We start from the raw sequence: 17,023 nt of genomic DNA, 5'->3' as shown, positions 1-17,023 counted from the left end.
CTTTAGAAAAAACCTTTAGAATGTTGCATCTTGCTCATTAGCTTATAGCAGAAGGTTGCATGCTTTATCTTATTCAATCGAATCAAATGGAACGCTTAAGTTCGGTATTAGCAGGACTATTATCATCACCTCTTGAAAATATGAGTATGTTGGAAAATGAACATATCTTGGTACAAAGCCCTGGTATGTCAACTTGGTTAAGGCTTGAGATAGCCAAACATAATCAAGTGGCGGCAGCACTGTCATTTCCACTACCATCCAGCTTTACTTGGCAACTGTGCCATACCTTATTAGCTAATGTGCCGAAAGAGAACGCATTTACCAAACCATTAATGACTTGGAAGTTAATGGGACTGCTGCCCTCTTTACTTGAACAAACAGAATTTAGTTCGCTTAAAAATTATCTAGCAGATAGCCAGCCACTCAAGCTGTATCAGCTATGTGGCCGTATTGCCGATATTTTTGACCAATATTTAGTGTACCGTCCAGATTGGATAACAGCTTGGGAACATAATGAAAATCCCATTAGCCTAAATGAAGAACAAGCATGGCAACCGATTCTTTGGCGCGCGTTAATCAACTATAACGCCAATGAGCTTCATCAAAGCCATTATCACCGTGCTAATTTGCACCAAGCACTAGCAGATGCCCTAGCCGATCCTAATACTGATATCAGCAAACTGCCGAAACGCTTATTTGTATTCGGAATATCATCAATGGCACCGCAAACTCTGCAAATCTTGCATTACTTATCTAGCCGTATCGATGTCTATATGCTTAATCTCAGCCCTTGCCAGCATTATTGGGGCGATATTATTGATCCCAAACAACGGGCAAGAATGGCGCTAGCTTACGGCGAACGTAAACAGCTTACAGAAGACTGGCAAGACAAGCTCGAAGTCGGAAACCCCATTTTAGCCAACAATGGAAAAATGGGACGTGAGTTATTAGATCTATTATTAGAACTGCCAGAAAACAGCTGTCAATTAGGCTTTGATAGCTATCACGACTTAGCTGCTGATAACCTATTACACGGGGTGCAGTATGACATTTTGCAACTCGAAACCCGTGGCCGCAGCTTAGGGCCAGACGCCGCCCTTTATTTATCTACTGATGATCGCCGCATACTCAAAGCTGATGATAGCTCGATTACCCTGCGCAGTTGTCATAGCCCATTACGTGAAATTGAAACCCTGCATGATCACCTTTTAAATTTATTAAGTGAGCAACCGCAGCTACAGGCAAAAGATATTGTTGTGATGCTGCCAGATGTTGCCAGTTATGCGCCCTACATTGATGCCGTATTTAGCAGTAAACAAGGTCAACACTATATCCCTTATGCCATTGCAGACCGCGGCGCGGCGCAAGAATCACCTTTAATCAATAGTTTTTTAAGTCTATTAAATCTTAATCAAAGCCGTTTTGCTCTCACTGAAATCCTCAGCATTTTGGAGGTGCCAGCAGTATTAAGACGTTTTGATTTAATTGATGAAGATCTCGCTCAAATTAGACGTTGGCTTGAGCAAGCCGCTGTGCGTTGGGGCCGTGATGAGCAAAGCCGTATAAAACAAGATGTGCCCGCATTTAGTCAAAACTCATGGGCATTTGGTATTAAACGCTTAATTTTAGGTTATGCGCTTACAGATAACTCACCACTTTATCATGATGTATTAGCCGTTGATGGTATTGAAGGACAATCAGCGCAAGCTTTAGGAAAGCTACTCGACTTTATTAGCAGCCTTGATCAACTCATGGCCCAATTGAGCCAAGAAGCCAATATCGGTGAGCGTATTGAACAGTTACAACAATTGCTCAACGACTTTTATGATACTGATGACGATGAACGGCAACAGTTACAAGAGATCCGCGATGCTCAACTTAAACTGAGCCAAGAGTTTACCCATGCAGGTATCGCTTATCCTGTCGCCAGCGATATTATTCAAAACTGGTTTAAACAAGCGTTATCAGAGTCAAGAGTGGGTCAACGTTATCTCGCAGGTAGCGTTAACTTTTGTACGCTCATGCCGATGCGTTCTATCCCATTTAAAGTGGTTTGCTTACTGGGGATGAATGATGGTGTGTATCCACGTGTTCAACATCCAATTGGCTTTGATTTAGTGGCACATATGGGGCCACGTAAAGGAGATCGTTCTCGTCGTTTAGACGATAGATATCTATTTTTAGAAGCCTTGTTATCTGCCCGTGACCAGCTATATATCAGCTATATCGGTCACAGTGAACGCGATAATAGTGAAAGAATTCCATCAATGTTAGTCTCTGAATTAGTTGAATATTGTCAACTGAGCTATCAGCCAGAAACACTAATGGATAGTGATGACATCGAAAAAATTGAAAACAATATTGCCGAGCAAATGATTGTTGAAATGCCACTGCAACCCTTTGATGGCAAACTCTATGACTCCACAAAACCTGAGCAGCAGAGCTATGCTAATCAGTGGTGTCCGAGCAGTCATATTGAGCAAGCCAAGTTTGTTGACCCGCAAACCAGCCTTGAGCAATTTGTGGAACTTGAACAGCAGATTGAACTATCGGCATTAATTCGTTTTTATCGTAATCCGAGTCAGTACTTTTTTAACCGTACTCTCAAGCTTGATCTGGCTTTAGATATTCAAGCAGATGATAATGATGAGCCCTTTTCTCTCAATGCATTAGCGCGTTATAAACTGCAATTTGAGATGGTTAATGATGGCATTGAACATCAATCAGAAATCGTATCGCATGATCTGATTGGTAAGTATAAAGCCAGTGGTAATTTACCTATGGCACCATTTGATCAACTGTTAATCAACCAATATCAACACGATATAAAACCCTTGATTGGTCGCACCCTTTATTTAACCGGTGAGTCACTTAAACAGGTCAATGTTGAACTCAGCTTTGCTCATCCACTACATGAATTACAAACCATTCAATTAGTGGGTCGTATTGATGATGTTGGCACTAAAGGTCTAGTCAACTACCGCCCAGGCGGTGCAAATGGTAACGATTTGGTGAGAGTCTATTTACGTCATCTGTGCTTAAATGCCATGGGTTATAACAAACCAAGTTATCTGCTTGATATTGGCCATTTCCACAGCTTTGCGCCGCTCACGCCAATGCAAGCCAAAAATCAATTGAGTGTCTGGTTAGCCTATTTCTTACAAGGGCAAGCACGGCCGTTACCTTTTATGGCAAAAACCTCACTTGCTTATACAGAAGCGGATGGAGAACACTCAGAAAAGCTATTACAAGCAAGAGCAGTCTGGCTTGACGAAAACACCGATATTGGTGAAGGTCAAAACCCACATTATCGCCGTCTATTTAGTTTCCCTGATGATTTTGATAAAGATAGCTTTGGCGCCGTCGCTGGCAACTTATTACACCCCTTACTCAGTCTGTACCATAAAGATAAACTGAGTCAGCTCAGTACCTATGTCGAATCAGCCCAGTTTGAGGAACAGCATTAATGACCACTCAAGCATTAGCACCACTTTCACTTGAATTTACCGGTAATCGCTTAATTGAAGCCAGTGCAGGAACGGGCAAAACATACACTATTTCTGGTCTTTACCTTAGGTTACTACTAGGTCATCAACACGCAACGCCTCTCACCTGTGAGCAAATATTGGTGGTGACCTTTACCAATGCAGCCACCGAAGAGTTACGCGATCGTATCCGTAAGCGGGTGCAGCTTGCCTATAAGCGCTTTATTGGTATTGAATCAATCAATGATGATTTTATTGAACAGTTATACCAACAAATTGATGCCAGTGAGCGCGACAATGCCCTGCGCCGTTTAGACCTTGCCTTAAAGTCGTTAGATGAAGGGGCAATTTTTACTATTCATGGTTTTTGTCAGCGTATTTTGTCTGATATGGCATTTGAATCATCAATTTTATTTGAATCTGAATTCACCCTTGATGACAGCGAATATCTGCATCATGCCGTGCGCGATTTTTGGCGTGAAGCCTGTTACCCACTGCCAGTCAATTTAGCCCAATCCATTGCAGCAAAATATTCAGATCCCGATCAGCTCGCTCGTGATTTACGGCCATTACTCGGCGCAACGGTGGCTAAGGCTCAGCCAACACCACAGGCTTTTGATAAACATGCTGAGCAATTAGCAGATTCAGTTAATCGCTTAATGAAACGTTGGCCAACTGAACGTGCCGCAACTGAAGAGCTACTACACAGTTTGCCACTCAATGGTGTGCGCTTTGGTAAAAAAACGGATGGTTACCCTAAATTAGCGGTATTTTTAGATGCTATGGATAACTGGTGTAACAGCGGTGACGGTTTACCACCAGCAAAAGCACTTGAAGTGCTGGCGCTTTCAGAGTTAAAGCTCAATAAAGGCGGCCAAATTCCAACGCCACAACAAGCGCCCGTATTAGATCATATCGAGCAGCTTAATCAGTTGATGTCAGGGTTTATTAGCGCATTTGTTTATTTTGCCCAGCAAGGGATTAAAAGGCGTTTTAATTTACAAAAACACCAAAAAAACTTATTAACACCCGATGATCTACTGCAAACCTTAAGCGATGCACTCGAAGTGAACCCAGTATTAGCGGAGCGCATTGCTGAGCGTTTTCCCGTCGCGCTAATCGATGAGTTCCAAGATACTGACCCGCTGCAATTTAATATTTTCTCGTCAATTTATCCGGTTGATAAACCCGAAAATGGTTTATTGATGATTGGTGATCCGAAACAGGCTATTTACGCTTTCCGTGGTGCGGATATTTATACCTATATTAATGCCCGTAAACGCACCGAACATCATTACAACCTCACCACCAACTATCGCTCCAGTCAAGCTATGGTGCATGGTGTTAATGAGCTATTTAGTCATAGTAATGATCCCTTTATCAGCGATGCGATTCCCTTTGACTCAGTGCTTGCAGCCGATGAAGGTAAAGCGCCACGCTTTATTGATAAGAACAATGACAGTGCAGCGCTTAGATTAAGACTGGTGGCTGAAGATCCTGAAAAAGGCCTTAACAAAACCAGCGCCCGTCAATATTTGGCTGATGACGTCGCCAACGAAATTGCGATGTTACTCAACCAAGCAGCTAATGGTGAATGTAGCTATAAAAACAAGCCACTCAAAGCGCAAGATATTGCGGTGTTAGTGCGTGATAGAAACGAAGCCAGTTTTATCAAAAAAGCGCTAACAAAGCGTGATATTGGCGCAGTATTTTTAAGTCGAGACAATGTATTTTCGACCATTGAAGCGACAGAAATGGCATTAATCTTAACCGCCATTTTAAAAGCGAAAGATGAACGCGCCATCCGCAGTGCCATGGCGACTTCACTACTCGGCTACAGTGCATTTGATATTATGCAATTTAACCAAGATGAAGAGCACCGCCAGCAGCAATTGACACTGTTTTTCCAGCTTAACCAACTTTGGCAACAGCGCGGTATCATGCCCGCATTAATGATGTTAGCGCAGCAAACCTCGCTCATAGAACGCTTGCTTAGTCATGATAACGGTGAACGTAAGCTGACCGATTTTAGGCATCTAGCAGAGCTGCTACAACAGCAAGCCACAGAATTAGACGGCCCAAGTGCATTGGTTAACTGGTTTGAACAAAGCTTGATTAATCCAAGTCAAAATGAAGCACAGCAACTGCGTTTAGAAAGTGAACAGAATCTAGTGAAGATCGTCACTATCCACAAGAGTAAAGGCTTGGAATACCCAGTCTGTTTTGCGCCATTCACCTCATTAGCCCGTGATGATAGACGTAAGCCCTCGCCTATGCTCTACCATACCGATGAAGAGTTAATCTGGGATATTGACCAATCAGAGCAAGGTTGGGATAAACACAAACAAGAAGTACTCGCTGAAGATTTACGCTTGCTATATGTAGCATTAACACGTGCTGCGGGGATCTGTTATCTCTATATTGCTAACCATAGCCGCTTTACTAAATCTAAAGGTATCAGCAGCTTGTTACCTAATACGGCGATTGGTTATCTATTAGGTATTACAACGCCTGCTTGTGAGTTTGAGCAACTGTCACAAGCTGCAGCAACACTCGCTTCAGCGGCAATTAGTGTTAATCAAGTTGATATCGAACAACAACTTATCAGCCTTGAAGCTGAGCAAAATATTTGTGCAGAGTATCAAGTTAAGCCTCTATTACGTCAATTAGGGACGCCGTGGCGTGTCGGTAGCTATTCTGGTCTAGTAAAACACCTACCTCATGAACGCATATTGCCCGGTGATGGCGATGAAGTAGAAGATGAAACCGTGCTGATTGAGCAGGAGGTCGAACTCGCGCCAAGCCGCTTCACCTTTGAACGTGGCGCTAACGCGGGTAGCTTTATGCATGAAGTGCTCGAAGTGATTGAGTTTAATAATGCCGAAGCAACGTTAATCGAACAACTGCCCTTCGTCATGGACAAGTTCGCTATCGATAATGACTGGCAACAAGTGCTACTTGATTGGTATCAGCAAATTTTAGCGGCGCCGCTGACTACAGAATTTAGCCTAAATCAACTTCATGCCTCACAAATGCTGGTTGAAATGGAATTTTACCTGCCTATAGGTAAGTTAACAGACAGCGCGCTAACCGCACTATTACAACAGTATGGTTATCACGGCCAATTCAGTTTTGATGCACTGCAAGGCATGTTAAAGCTTTATCGATTTAACCTTTGAATACAATGGTCAATTCTATATTGCTGACTACAAGTCTAATCACCTTGGCAATGACTATGATGATTATCATCAAGATGCGCTGCAAGCGGCCATCAGTGATCACCGTTATGATCTGCAATATATTATCTACACCTTGGCGCTACATCGTTATCTATCAAAACGTTTAAGCATTATGATTATGATCAACACATTGGTGGCTGCTATTACTTGTTCTTGCGTGGGATGAATAGCCAAGGCCAACAAGGCATATTTTTTGATAAACCTGCCAAAGCGCTTATTGAAGCTTTAGATACGCTGGTTTCTGTTAAGGAGCAACAAGATGCTTAGCCTAAGCGTACCACTAGATGTGCTATTAAAAAATTTAACAGAAGAAAGGCTTATTACCCCATTAGATCGCCATTTTGCATTAGAGCTTGCCGCATTAGAGCAAGAAAACAGCGAGATTTTTGTGATTATTGCGGCCTTATTAAGCCATCAACTTTCTTCACAACATACCTGTTTACCATTAGCACAAATCGATTTTAACAATCCATTTAAGCAGCAAGTCAGTCAAATAAAGATGACTCTTGATGCCGAACAACTAACGGCACAGCTACAACAATTTAATGCCATTGGCAGTGCTGATGAACACAAACCATTAATCTTGGATAATGGCCGTCTGTACCTGCAACGCTATTTTCACTTTGAGCGCAGTATTGCCGATAAGTTAAATCGCCTTAGTCAGCAAAAAAACAGTATCGATAACACTGAGCTAAGCACCATGCTAGCCGAGCTATACCCACAGCAACAAGGGACTATTGATTGGCAAAAAGTAGCAACAGCGACGGCGGCTTGTCAAAATCTAGCGGTGATTACTGGCGGACCGGGTACAGGTAAAACCACTACGGTAACTAAGCTGCTATTGTTGTTATGCCAGCAGCAAACACCTGTAATTAAATTAGTCGCACCAACAGGTAAAGCGGCAGCCCGCTTAAGTGAATCCATTAAAGCCTCTAAACAACGGCTACAACAAGATCTTGTCGGTCAGGTGAGTAGTTTAGATCTCAATGCGCTAAAACTGGTGCCAGAAGAAGCTTCTACCCTGCATCGCTTGTTAGGTGTTATTCCTAATTCACATAAATTTAGGCATGACAGTCACAACCCGCTGCGCTTAGATCTATTAGTCGTTGATGAAGCGTCAATGGTCGACTTGCCTATGATGTATAAACTGCTCGATGCACTGCCGCCTCATGCCAAACTGATTTTATTAGGTGACCAAGATCAGCTGGCCTCAGTAGAAGCTGGCGCAGTATTGGCCGATATCTGTCAGGGTTTATACCATCCACAAAATAAGTCATGGCAGATGCGCTATAGCCCTCAACAATCACAGCAGTTAAGCCAATTAAGCGGTTATGACCTCAGCCAATACGCACAAAGTCATTCAGGTTTGGGTGACAGTCTCTGCATGTTAATGCACAGTCATCGATTCCAAGGCGATGCAGGTATTGGTCAGCTGGCTAATGCGGTTAATAAAGCTTCAGCCAGTGATATTAAACAGGTCTGGCAACAGGGGTATCAAGAACTGAGTTGGTTTAACCACCATGGTAAAGGGTTACAAAATCGAGGCTTAAAGAGTCTACTTAATCAGGCAGTTGAGCAATACAGTCTTTATTTAACTCAAATTCATAACGATGATATTGAGCCACAAACCATTATTAATAGTTATAACCAATATCGTATTTTAGCGGCAATGCGCGCTGGTGATTATGGTGTTGATGGTATAAACCAAAGTGTGACTAACGCCTTAAAACAAGCCAAGCTGATCCAACCAAATCAAGAGTTTTACTTAGGTAGACCCATTATTATTCAAAGTAATGACTATAATCTTGGCCTATTTAACGGTGACATTGGCATTATTTTGGCTGATAAAGCCGCCAATAATCGCCTTATGGCTTATTTTATTCAGGCTGATGGCCAGATTTTAAAGGTGCTGCCGGCGCGTTTGCCAAGTCATGAAACTTGCTATGCCATGACGGTACATAAAAGCCAAGGCAGTGAATTTGCGACTGTTGCCTTAGTCTTGCCGCCATTCCCAAGTTTGTCGCAATGGCAACTGTTAACTAAAGAGTTGATATACACTGCAATTACTCGTGCAAAAAGTCACTTTAGCTGCCTCGGTAACAAGAAAGTATTTGAAACTGCTAGCCTACAAATCACCAAGCGGGCATCAGGCTTGGCCAAAGATTATGGCAAACAACTGATGTTGAATAGTAAGTAATCATTTGAATAAGCAACGCTTGAGTAATCCAGCGTTGCTCTTTAACATATCCAATTAATGTCGACATTCGCTCTTTAAGGAAACCCAATGAGCCAAATTAACCTGCTTTTGCTGTGCGGTGGTGGTGGTGCTGAACATGATATTTCACTTTTATCAGCCAACTATTTTGAAACATCATTGGCAAAAGATAGCCGTTTTAATGTGCTGCGTGTCGAATTAGATGCTCAAGGTCAATACCGCACGGCTAATGGACAAGCTTGTGAATTAACCAACCAAAAGCAAATTCGCTTTACTGATCGCACAGAAACTGATTGGTCAGTGGATTATGTGATCCCTTGTATACATGGCTATCCGGGTGAAACAGGCGATATTCAAAGCTATTTCAATTTAATTAACCTACCTTTCTTTGGGTGTAATGCCGAAGCAAGTATCAACTGCTTTAACAAAATTACAGCCAAAATGTGGTTTAGTGCGCTAGGTATCCCCAATACGCCATACATTATTTTGGCTGAACTAAATGATGATGCAATTGCACAAGCAACAGCAGCATTAGCTGACTGGGGGTCAATTTTTATCAAAGCCGCCAGCCAAGGTTCATCTGTGGGCTGCTACAAAGTAGATAATGTTGAAGAATTGCCAGCAAAATTAACCGAAGCCTTTAGTTACGCACCTTATGTCATTATTGAAAAAACCATTAAAGCACGTGAGTTAGAAGTTGCCGTGTATCAATATAATGACCAAATTATCGCCACTAAACCCGGTGAAATTGTATGTGCTTCAGATAAGTTCTATACCTTTGAAGAAAAGTACGACACCAATAGTCAAGCGGTGACTCATGTAGAGGCTAAAAACCTTTCAGATGAGTTATCAGATAAAATTCGCCAATATGCAATTACGGCGTTTAAAGGCATGAAGCTCAGCCACCTATCGCGCATTGATTTCTTTTTAACTGAAGACGGTGAAATCTTACTCAATGAAATTAATACCTTCCCAGGATTAACGCCTATTTCAATGTTCCCTAAGATGCTTAGCCATCATGGTGAAGACTTTACCGAGTTTTTAACTCAGAACATTTTAAAACAGTTAGCTTAACTGTTACTGTAAATTATAAAACGCGCTTTATGCGCGTTTTTTTGTTATCCATCACAACATCACACTTCATTCTAATAACCGCTTACGCTACCATCATTAACATTGAGTTTTAATAAATGGCATTAATAAAGGGAAATTATAATGAGAATGACGCTCGCACTGCATCAAGAGTTGTTTTGCATTCATAGTCTTGAACGGCAAGCTGCTATCCCCTCTCAAGTGTTCGAACAAGCCATCTACTTTATAAGTAAAACGAAAGAAGAGTTATCGATTGTTGTGCCTTCTACACTGAAATTCGATAGCTTAGAAAGCGAAGATAATTGGCGTTGTCTAGAAGTATTGGGCCCGCTTGGCTTTTCAATGACAGGTATAATGGCACGTATTTCAACCACTCTAGCACAAGCAGATATCAGTATTTTTGCTATATCAACCTTTGATACTGATTATATTCTCGTTAAAAACGACAAAATAGATGCCGCAATAAATGCCTTAAAATCCCAGTCTTATATGGTAATAAATTATCAGCAAGGATTAGCTTAATAATGACCAATAGCCATCAGCAACAAGTGACCATCCACAGTGAATATGGTTTGCATACTCGCCCTGCCGCCCAATTTGTTAAGCTTGCCAAACAATTTACCGCAGACATTAATATTAGTGCAGAACAACAAACTGTAAATGCGAAAAGCCTATTTAAACTGCAAACATTAGGACTTGCCAAAGAGAGTCAAATTACCATAAGTGCCCAAGGCGATGACGCCCTCAAGGCGGTTGAATCATTGGTTAATTTCATCAACCAACTCGAGGATTAAATTAACCATGAATATTGACGGGGTCGCAGTTTCACAGGGCATTGCCATGGGCCATGCTCATCTACTCAATAAACAGATAATCAAAGCCGATTATCTGTCCATATGTACAGACGTCACAGCCGAAGTCGCCATATTTCACCAAACACGTCTTAAACTTATTAGCCATCTACAACAACTGAGAGACTCAAGTGATATAAATGATACAGCCACTGAACTGATAGAAGCAGATATCTTATTGTTAGAAGACGATGAGTTTATTAGCGAAGTTGAACAACTCATCAGCCAATGGCAATTTTCAACTACCGCAGCCGTTGAACGCTGTTTACGTCTACATGCTTATCAAATCAGTCAACTCGCAAATCAATACCTTGCCAGTAGAGCCAATGATATTGAATCCCTTAGCCAACGACTTATTGCGCTATTTTTAAATATTGAAACAGCTTTCGGTCAACAAATTAGCCATGAGGTAGTGTTATTTGCAGATGACATCACCCCTGCCGAATTTAGCCAACTACCACTGCAGCATATAAAGGCATTAGTATTAAAAAGTACGGGAGTCACTAGTCACACCGCCATTTTAGCGCGTGCTCACGGTATTCCAGCACTGTTTTTATGTGATTACCATCATCAAGTCATTGAAGCGATGCCGTCGTAGTTGATGCTTTAGCAGGTAAGCTCTATATCAATCCTGATAATAATCGCCAACAACAATTAGCAGACAGCGGCAAAGCCGCCCAATTAGCTCAACAAAAACTGAGACAATTTATCAATCTGCCCGCGCAAACATTGGATGGACATTCCGTCAAACTGCTGAGCAATATTGGTCAACTCAACCAACTCGACCAAATTGAGCAGTTAGGTATTGATGGCATAGGTTTATTACGTACAGAATTGCTATTTATGGGACTAAAACAAGCCCCAACCGAAGAACAGCAATATCAGATGTACAAGCAAACAGTAGAAGCTGTCACGCCAAAGGTCGTCACCATCCGCACACTCGATGTAGGTGCAGATAAACAACTTGATTATATCCATTTAGATAAACAAGAAAATCCAGCCTTAGGTGAGCGCGGCGTGCGTTATAGCCTACATAACCCTGAACAGTTTATGGTGCAATTACGTGCCATATTACGTGCCAGTACATTGGGTTGTATCAGAGTCATGTTTCCCATGATCAACCAAGTTGAAGAACTGATTGATATTTTGGATCTATTAGCACAATCGAAAAAACAGCTTAAACAGCAACAACTAGACTATGGCAAAATTGAACTCGGAATCGTAGTTGAAACACCAGCTGCAATCATTAACTTACCGAGTATGTTGCCCTATTTAGATTTTATCAGTATAGGCAGTAATGACCTAAGCCAGTACACATTAGCCGTTGATCGAACTAATCCCGTGTTAAGCCAACAATTTAGTGCCTTTTCGCCTGCGATTATTCAATCCATAGCAACAGTGATTAACTTAGCAAAACAGCAGCAGATATCTGTTTCACTTTGTGGCGAGTTAGCCAGCGATCCACGTATCGCCCCCATACTCATCGGACTAGGTTTAGACGAATTAAGTATTAATATTGGTACGTTTCTGCCCGTAAAAGCGGCTATTTGTTCGGGTCAATATAATCACTTTACTCAACAAGCAGCTGCATGCTTAAAAAGTACAAAAATCTCTCAGTTGGCTCAGTATTTATGAGAATAGAATATTGTGACTTTACTCTGATAGGTAATAACCAATATGATGAGCCAACAAATTGATAAGGGGCTAACAATTATGGATTTTTTTAGTCGAATAAGACGTATGATTTCGGGTCAGGAACGCGTTGTTGGTGCCATTGATATCTTAGCACCTGTGTCAGGTAAAATTGTCGATTTAGAACAAGTACCGGATGCCGTATTTGCCGATAAAATTGTCGGTGATGGCATCGCCATTCAACCAGAAGGTCGTTATCTGGTTGCGCCTATCTCAGGCAAAATTGGCAAAATGTTTGATACTCACCATGCATTTAGTATTGAATCACCACAGGGCGTGGAATTATTTGTTCACTTTGGTATCGGTACCATTGAGCTCAGAGGCAATGGTTTTACCGGTCTAGTTAACAGCGGTGATACCGTTGAAGCGGGCCAGCCAATCATTGAATTCGATCTTGATTACCTCAAGCAGCAACAATTATGTTTATTAACGCCTGTGGTCGTTGCCAATATGGAAGACTTTAAAGGCATCAATAAATATTCAGGCCGAGTTAAAGCCAATAAAGATGTAATTTTCAGTATCAATACCCAAGCAAAATAAAAGGAAATATTGTGGAAGTTTACGGCATCAAAAATTGCGATACAGTCAAAAAAGCACTTAAATGGTTAGCAAGCCAAAATATCACAGTACAATTTCATGACTTTAAACAACAAAGCCCTAGCGAACAACAGATTACAACATGGGCAGATGCTGTAGGCTGGCAACAGCTACTGAATAAAAGAAGTACCACCTTTCGTAATTTAGCTGACACAGACAAAACCGATCTTGATCAAGCTAAAGCAATCCAGCTCATGCTAGCCCAGCCAACATTAATCAAACGACCAGTGGTTGAATATCAAACACAAGTCAAAGTGGGTTTTAAGGCCGATGATTACCAAGCGTGGTTGCAACAATGAAGCGTGAAGTTGTTGAGCTTGCCAAAGATTTAATATCGCGCCCTTCTGTCACTCCCCTTGATGAAGGCTGCCAGACCATGATGGCAGAATATCTCGCCCCATTAGGCTTTGATATTGAACCCATGGTCTTTGAGGACACCACCAATTTGTGGGCGCGCAAAGGTACAGAGTCCCCCCTATTTTGTTTTGCAGGGCACACTGACGTAGTACCAGCAGGTAACCTTAATCACTGGCATACACCTCCATTTGCACCAACGGAAGTTGATGGCTATTTATATGGCCGCGGCGCTGCCGATATGAAAGGTTCACTAGCCGCTATGCTGGTTGCAGCCAAACGTTTTGTTAATACACATCCCTATCATAAAGGCTCGATTGCTTTTTTAATTACCAGTGATGAAGAAGGTCCATTTATTAATGGCACTACGCGCGTGATCGATACATTAGAAGCACGCAACGAAAAAATCACTTGGGCATTAGTGGGCGAACCATCATCAACAGATAAGCTCGGTGATGTGGTTAAAAATGGCCGCAGAGGTAGTTTAACAGGCAACCTAGTCGTACATGGCGTTCAAGGGCATGTTGCCTACCCTCATCTTGCTGATAATCCAGTGCATAAAGCTTCTGCGGCATTAGCAGAATTAGCAGCAACGACATGGGATCAAGGCAATCAATATTTTCCACCGACCAGTTTTCAAATTGCCAATATCAATGCCGGTACTGGTGCCTCAAATGTGATACCCGGTCATCTAGATGTCATGTTTAACTTTAGATACTCAACAGAGGTCACCGCAGAGCAGTTAATTGAGCGTGTTGTCACAATCCTTGATCAGCATCAACTGAACTATGATATAAACTGGATATTTAATGGTTTACCCTTCTTAACAGATGAGGGAGACTTACTTGCGGCCACCAAAGATGCCATTCAATCAGTGACAGGCCTTGCCACTGCAGCATTAACCACAGGTGGCACATCAGATGGACGTTTTATTGCACCAACAGGTGCACAAGTAATCGAATTAGGGCCCGTTAATGCCACCATTCATAAGGTGAATGAGTGTGTCAAAATGGATGATTTAGAGCAATTAGCACTTTGCTATGAAGCCATGCTGGAACGGCTATTATGTTAAAAGAAATTGTAAATCCGCACCTTTATGGCCTTAGCCGCGAACATTTAGTCACAGTCGATAAGTTTTTATTAGAAACAGAAACTTCAATCGCCTTTGACCAGATGCGCCAAGCAGCCGCTAAAGATGGTATAGATATCACCCTCTGCTCAGGCTTTCGTGATTTTCAACGTCAACTGGGTATATGGAACAATAAAGCACAAGGAAATCGCATTTTACTTGATAAAAATAATCATGAAATAAATGCAAAGGAACTCAGTCACGACGACCTGATTGATACCATTTTATTATGGTCCGCACTACCGGGAGCCTCTAGACATCACTGGGGTACTGATATCGATATTTTTGATGCCAATCAAGTCAATGTCAGTCAATTAAAACTCATTGATACTGAATATGCCATTGGTGGGCCTTGCTACGATCTTAGCTGTTGGCTTGACAAACACAGTGCTGAATTTGGTTTCTTCCGCCCTTATATTGCTAACCAGAGCGGTGTTAGTCCAGAACCATGGCATTTGAGCTACTATCCAGTATCTAATGAATACCTTGCACAATTTTCATTAAAAGATTTTACTCGCTTAATTAAAAGCAGTGATATTCAACCTAAAAACAATATTGTCGCTAGACTGAACGATCTGGTACAACGATATGTCTTATACGTTGCACCAGCACCTGAGGCATTGCTATCTCGCCTCCAACATTCTGTCACGGAGTGACAATAAGCATCTATAACAGAAGCTTACTGAAAAAGGATAACTGAGTATTATGAAATTGCTAAAAGACCTTTTTGAAAACAATCGCCGTTGGGCAGATCGAATTACCCAAGAGCAACCAGATTTTTTTGAACAACTGGCCAAACAACAGCATCCAGAATACCTATGGATTGGTTGTTCAGACAGTCGCGTTCCATCCAATCAAATTATTGATTTGATGCCGGGCGAAGTGTTTGTACATCGTAATATTGCCAACATGGTTATCCATACCGACCTAAATTGTTTATCTGTGCTGCAATATGCCGTTGAAGTACTTAAAGTTAAACATATTATGGTGGTAGGTCACTATGGTTGTGGTGGTATTAAGGCTGCAATGGGCCAACAACGTCTCGGCCTAATTGATAACTGGCTTGGTCATCTACGTGATATTCATCGTATTTATCAAGCAGAACTAGCAGAACTAGATGAAGATAAACGCTTTGATCGCCTTTGCGAATTAAACGTTATTGAACAGGTCGCTAACGTCGTTAATACATCGATTGTTCAAGATGCATGGCAATCAGGCCAAGATGTAGCCGTTCATGGCTGGATTTATGGCATTAATAATGGTTTGGTTACCGATCTCAACGTCACTATTAACCGTGAAATGGCATTAACCGATAAATAACAACCTTATTAATCGTCTACAGAAGTAGAATTGTGTTATTAGCCACCGCTAATAACACAATTTTTAACTGATCAGCTATCTTCTATCGATCACTAAACTTCAATACAATCTAACAACCCCTATCACAGTGCAGTCAAAATAAGCATTAGCACCACTATTTTTGCGAAAAAGATCAATCCGTACCATGCATGCTCGTGCATTCACTATAATTGCTGGTATGATAACTAAAAGCAGAACAAGACTTTAAGCAGCAATTAATCTGGCACGATCAATATCCCTGTGTCAGGCTTTATAGGACGAATCAATGAAAGTTACACTATTAATCCCAGCTAGATATGGATCTAGCCGTTTCCCAGGTAAACCATTAGCACAAATCAACGGTGTGCCTATGATCCAACGCGTTTATGAGCGCGCATCATTGGCGAAAGGGGTTGATAATGTTTACGTTGCTACCGATGACGAACGCATTAAAGCAACAGTAGAAGGTTTTGGTGGCAAAGTTGTTATGACTTCACCTGACGCGCCATCAGGTACAGATCGTATTGATGAAGCATCACGCAAGTTAGGTTTAGCGGATGATGATTTAATTATTAACATTCAAGGCGACCAACCATTAATTGACCCTATTACGATTGAGCAGCTTATTGAGCTATTCAAACGCTTCCCAGGTGAATTTGAGATGGCTACCCTTGCTCACCAAATCACTAATCAGGCTGAAATTGACAGTCCAATGCATGTTAAAGTGGTATTTGATAACAACTTTAATGCCCTGTACTTCTCTCGCGCCTGTATTCCATTTGGTCGTGACAGCAAAGAGCACCCAATTTACAAACACTTAGGTATCTATGGTTATACCCGCAAATTTATTCATGATTTTGCGCGTCTACCTGTTGGCCGTTTAGAAGATATTGAGAAGCTAGAGCAACTACGTGCACTAGAAAATGGATATCGTATCAAACTCGCTATTAGTGCCGTCGATTCAACAGAAGTTGATACCCCTGAAGATATTCGCAAGTGCGAACTACGTTTGGCGGTAGATCAACTATAAG

The 17,023-nt window shown here is 41.7% G+C and carries 13 protein-coding genes and 1 pseudogene; all 14 read left to right on the top strand.

What is annotated here, in order from left to right; all coding sequences use genetic code 11:
- The first annotated feature begins 59 nt into the window (after positions 1-59).
- The gene (recC, locus tag JCM15074_RS12055) at positions 60-3,467 is read left to right on the top strand and encodes an exodeoxyribonuclease V subunit gamma (RefSeq protein ID WP_025821436.1); all 3,408 of its coding nucleotides are present in this window, start codon (positions 60-62) and stop codon (positions 3,465-3,467) included.
- A pseudogene (recB, locus tag JCM15074_RS21995) lies at positions 3,467-6,991 on the top strand (exodeoxyribonuclease V subunit beta). Before recC ends, recB begins: the two are co-directional and overlap by 1 nt.
- Positions 6,984-8,921, top strand: a complete 1,938-nt coding sequence (recD, locus tag JCM15074_RS12045) for an exodeoxyribonuclease V subunit alpha (RefSeq protein WP_025821435.1) — start codon at positions 6,984-6,986, stop codon at positions 8,919-8,921. The pseudogene recB and the gene recD overlap by 8 nt, the downstream one beginning before the upstream one ends.
- Before the next feature lie 87 nt (positions 8,922-9,008).
- The gene (locus tag JCM15074_RS12040) at positions 9,009-10,013 is read left to right on the top strand and encodes a D-alanine--D-alanine ligase (protein WP_025821434.1); all 1,005 of its coding nucleotides are present in this window, start codon (positions 9,009-9,011) and stop codon (positions 10,011-10,013) included.
- Positions 10,014-10,154: 141 nt separating this feature from the next.
- On the top strand, positions 10,155-10,553 hold the full coding sequence (locus JCM15074_RS12035) for an ACT domain-containing protein (protein ID WP_025821433.1): 399 nt from the start codon (positions 10,155-10,157) through the stop codon (positions 10,551-10,553).
- A gap of 2 nt (positions 10,554-10,555) precedes the next feature.
- Positions 10,556-10,825 carry an HPr family phosphocarrier protein gene (locus JCM15074_RS12030; RefSeq protein ID WP_025821432.1) on the top strand — a complete coding sequence of 90 codons (270 nt, stop codon included), beginning with the start codon at positions 10,556-10,558 and terminating at the stop codon, positions 10,823-10,825.
- 7 nt (positions 10,826-10,832) lie between these two features.
- Complete coding sequence (locus JCM15074_RS23620; protein ID WP_051536889.1) at positions 10,833-11,480, top strand: phosphoenolpyruvate-utilizing N-terminal domain-containing protein; 648 nt, start codon at positions 10,833-10,835, stop codon at positions 11,478-11,480.
- 26 nt (positions 11,481-11,506) lie between these two features.
- Positions 11,507-12,517, top strand: coding sequence for a putative PEP-binding protein (locus JCM15074_RS23615; RefSeq protein WP_084266997.1), 1,011 nt, complete (start codon positions 11,507-11,509; stop codon positions 12,515-12,517).
- Between the two features lie 78 nt (positions 12,518-12,595).
- Positions 12,596-13,114 carry a PTS glucose transporter subunit IIA gene (gene crr, locus JCM15074_RS12020; RefSeq protein ID WP_025821431.1) on the top strand — a complete coding sequence of 173 codons (519 nt, stop codon included), beginning with the start codon at positions 12,596-12,598 and terminating at the stop codon, positions 13,112-13,114.
- Positions 13,115-13,125: 11 nt separating this feature from the next.
- Positions 13,126-13,470, top strand: coding sequence for an arsenate reductase (locus tag JCM15074_RS12015; RefSeq protein WP_025821430.1), 345 nt, complete (start codon positions 13,126-13,128; stop codon positions 13,468-13,470).
- A complete protein-coding gene (gene dapE / locus JCM15074_RS12010) occupies positions 13,467-14,597 on the top strand; it encodes a succinyl-diaminopimelate desuccinylase (protein WP_025821429.1) in 1,131 nt (376 codons plus the stop codon). The genes JCM15074_RS12015 and dapE overlap by 4 nt, the downstream gene beginning before the upstream one ends.
- The gene (locus JCM15074_RS12005; RefSeq protein WP_025821428.1) at positions 14,591-15,310 is read left to right on the top strand and encodes a M15 family metallopeptidase; all 720 of its coding nucleotides are present in this window, start codon (positions 14,591-14,593) and stop codon (positions 15,308-15,310) included. The genes dapE and JCM15074_RS12005 overlap by 7 nt, the downstream gene beginning before the upstream one ends.
- A gap of 49 nt (positions 15,311-15,359) precedes the next feature.
- Positions 15,360-15,974 (top strand): carbonate dehydratase, encoded by a 615-nt coding sequence (gene can, locus JCM15074_RS12000; protein ID WP_025821427.1) that lies wholly within the window; start codon positions 15,360-15,362, stop codon positions 15,972-15,974.
- A 304-nt stretch (positions 15,975-16,278) separates the two neighbouring features.
- The gene (gene kdsB / locus JCM15074_RS11995) at positions 16,279-17,022 is read left to right on the top strand and encodes a 3-deoxy-manno-octulosonate cytidylyltransferase (protein WP_025821426.1); all 744 of its coding nucleotides are present in this window, start codon (positions 16,279-16,281) and stop codon (positions 17,020-17,022) included.
- The last annotated feature ends 1 nt before the right edge of the window (position 17,023 follow it).

This window comes from Shewanella marina JCM 15074, assembly GCF_000614975.1.
In the GTDB taxonomy this organism is placed as follows: Bacteria; Pseudomonadota; Gammaproteobacteria; order Enterobacterales; family Shewanellaceae; genus Shewanella; species Shewanella marina.
Note: the sequence above shows the minus strand (reverse complement) of the source record. Positions and strands in the feature narration are given on the sequence as shown.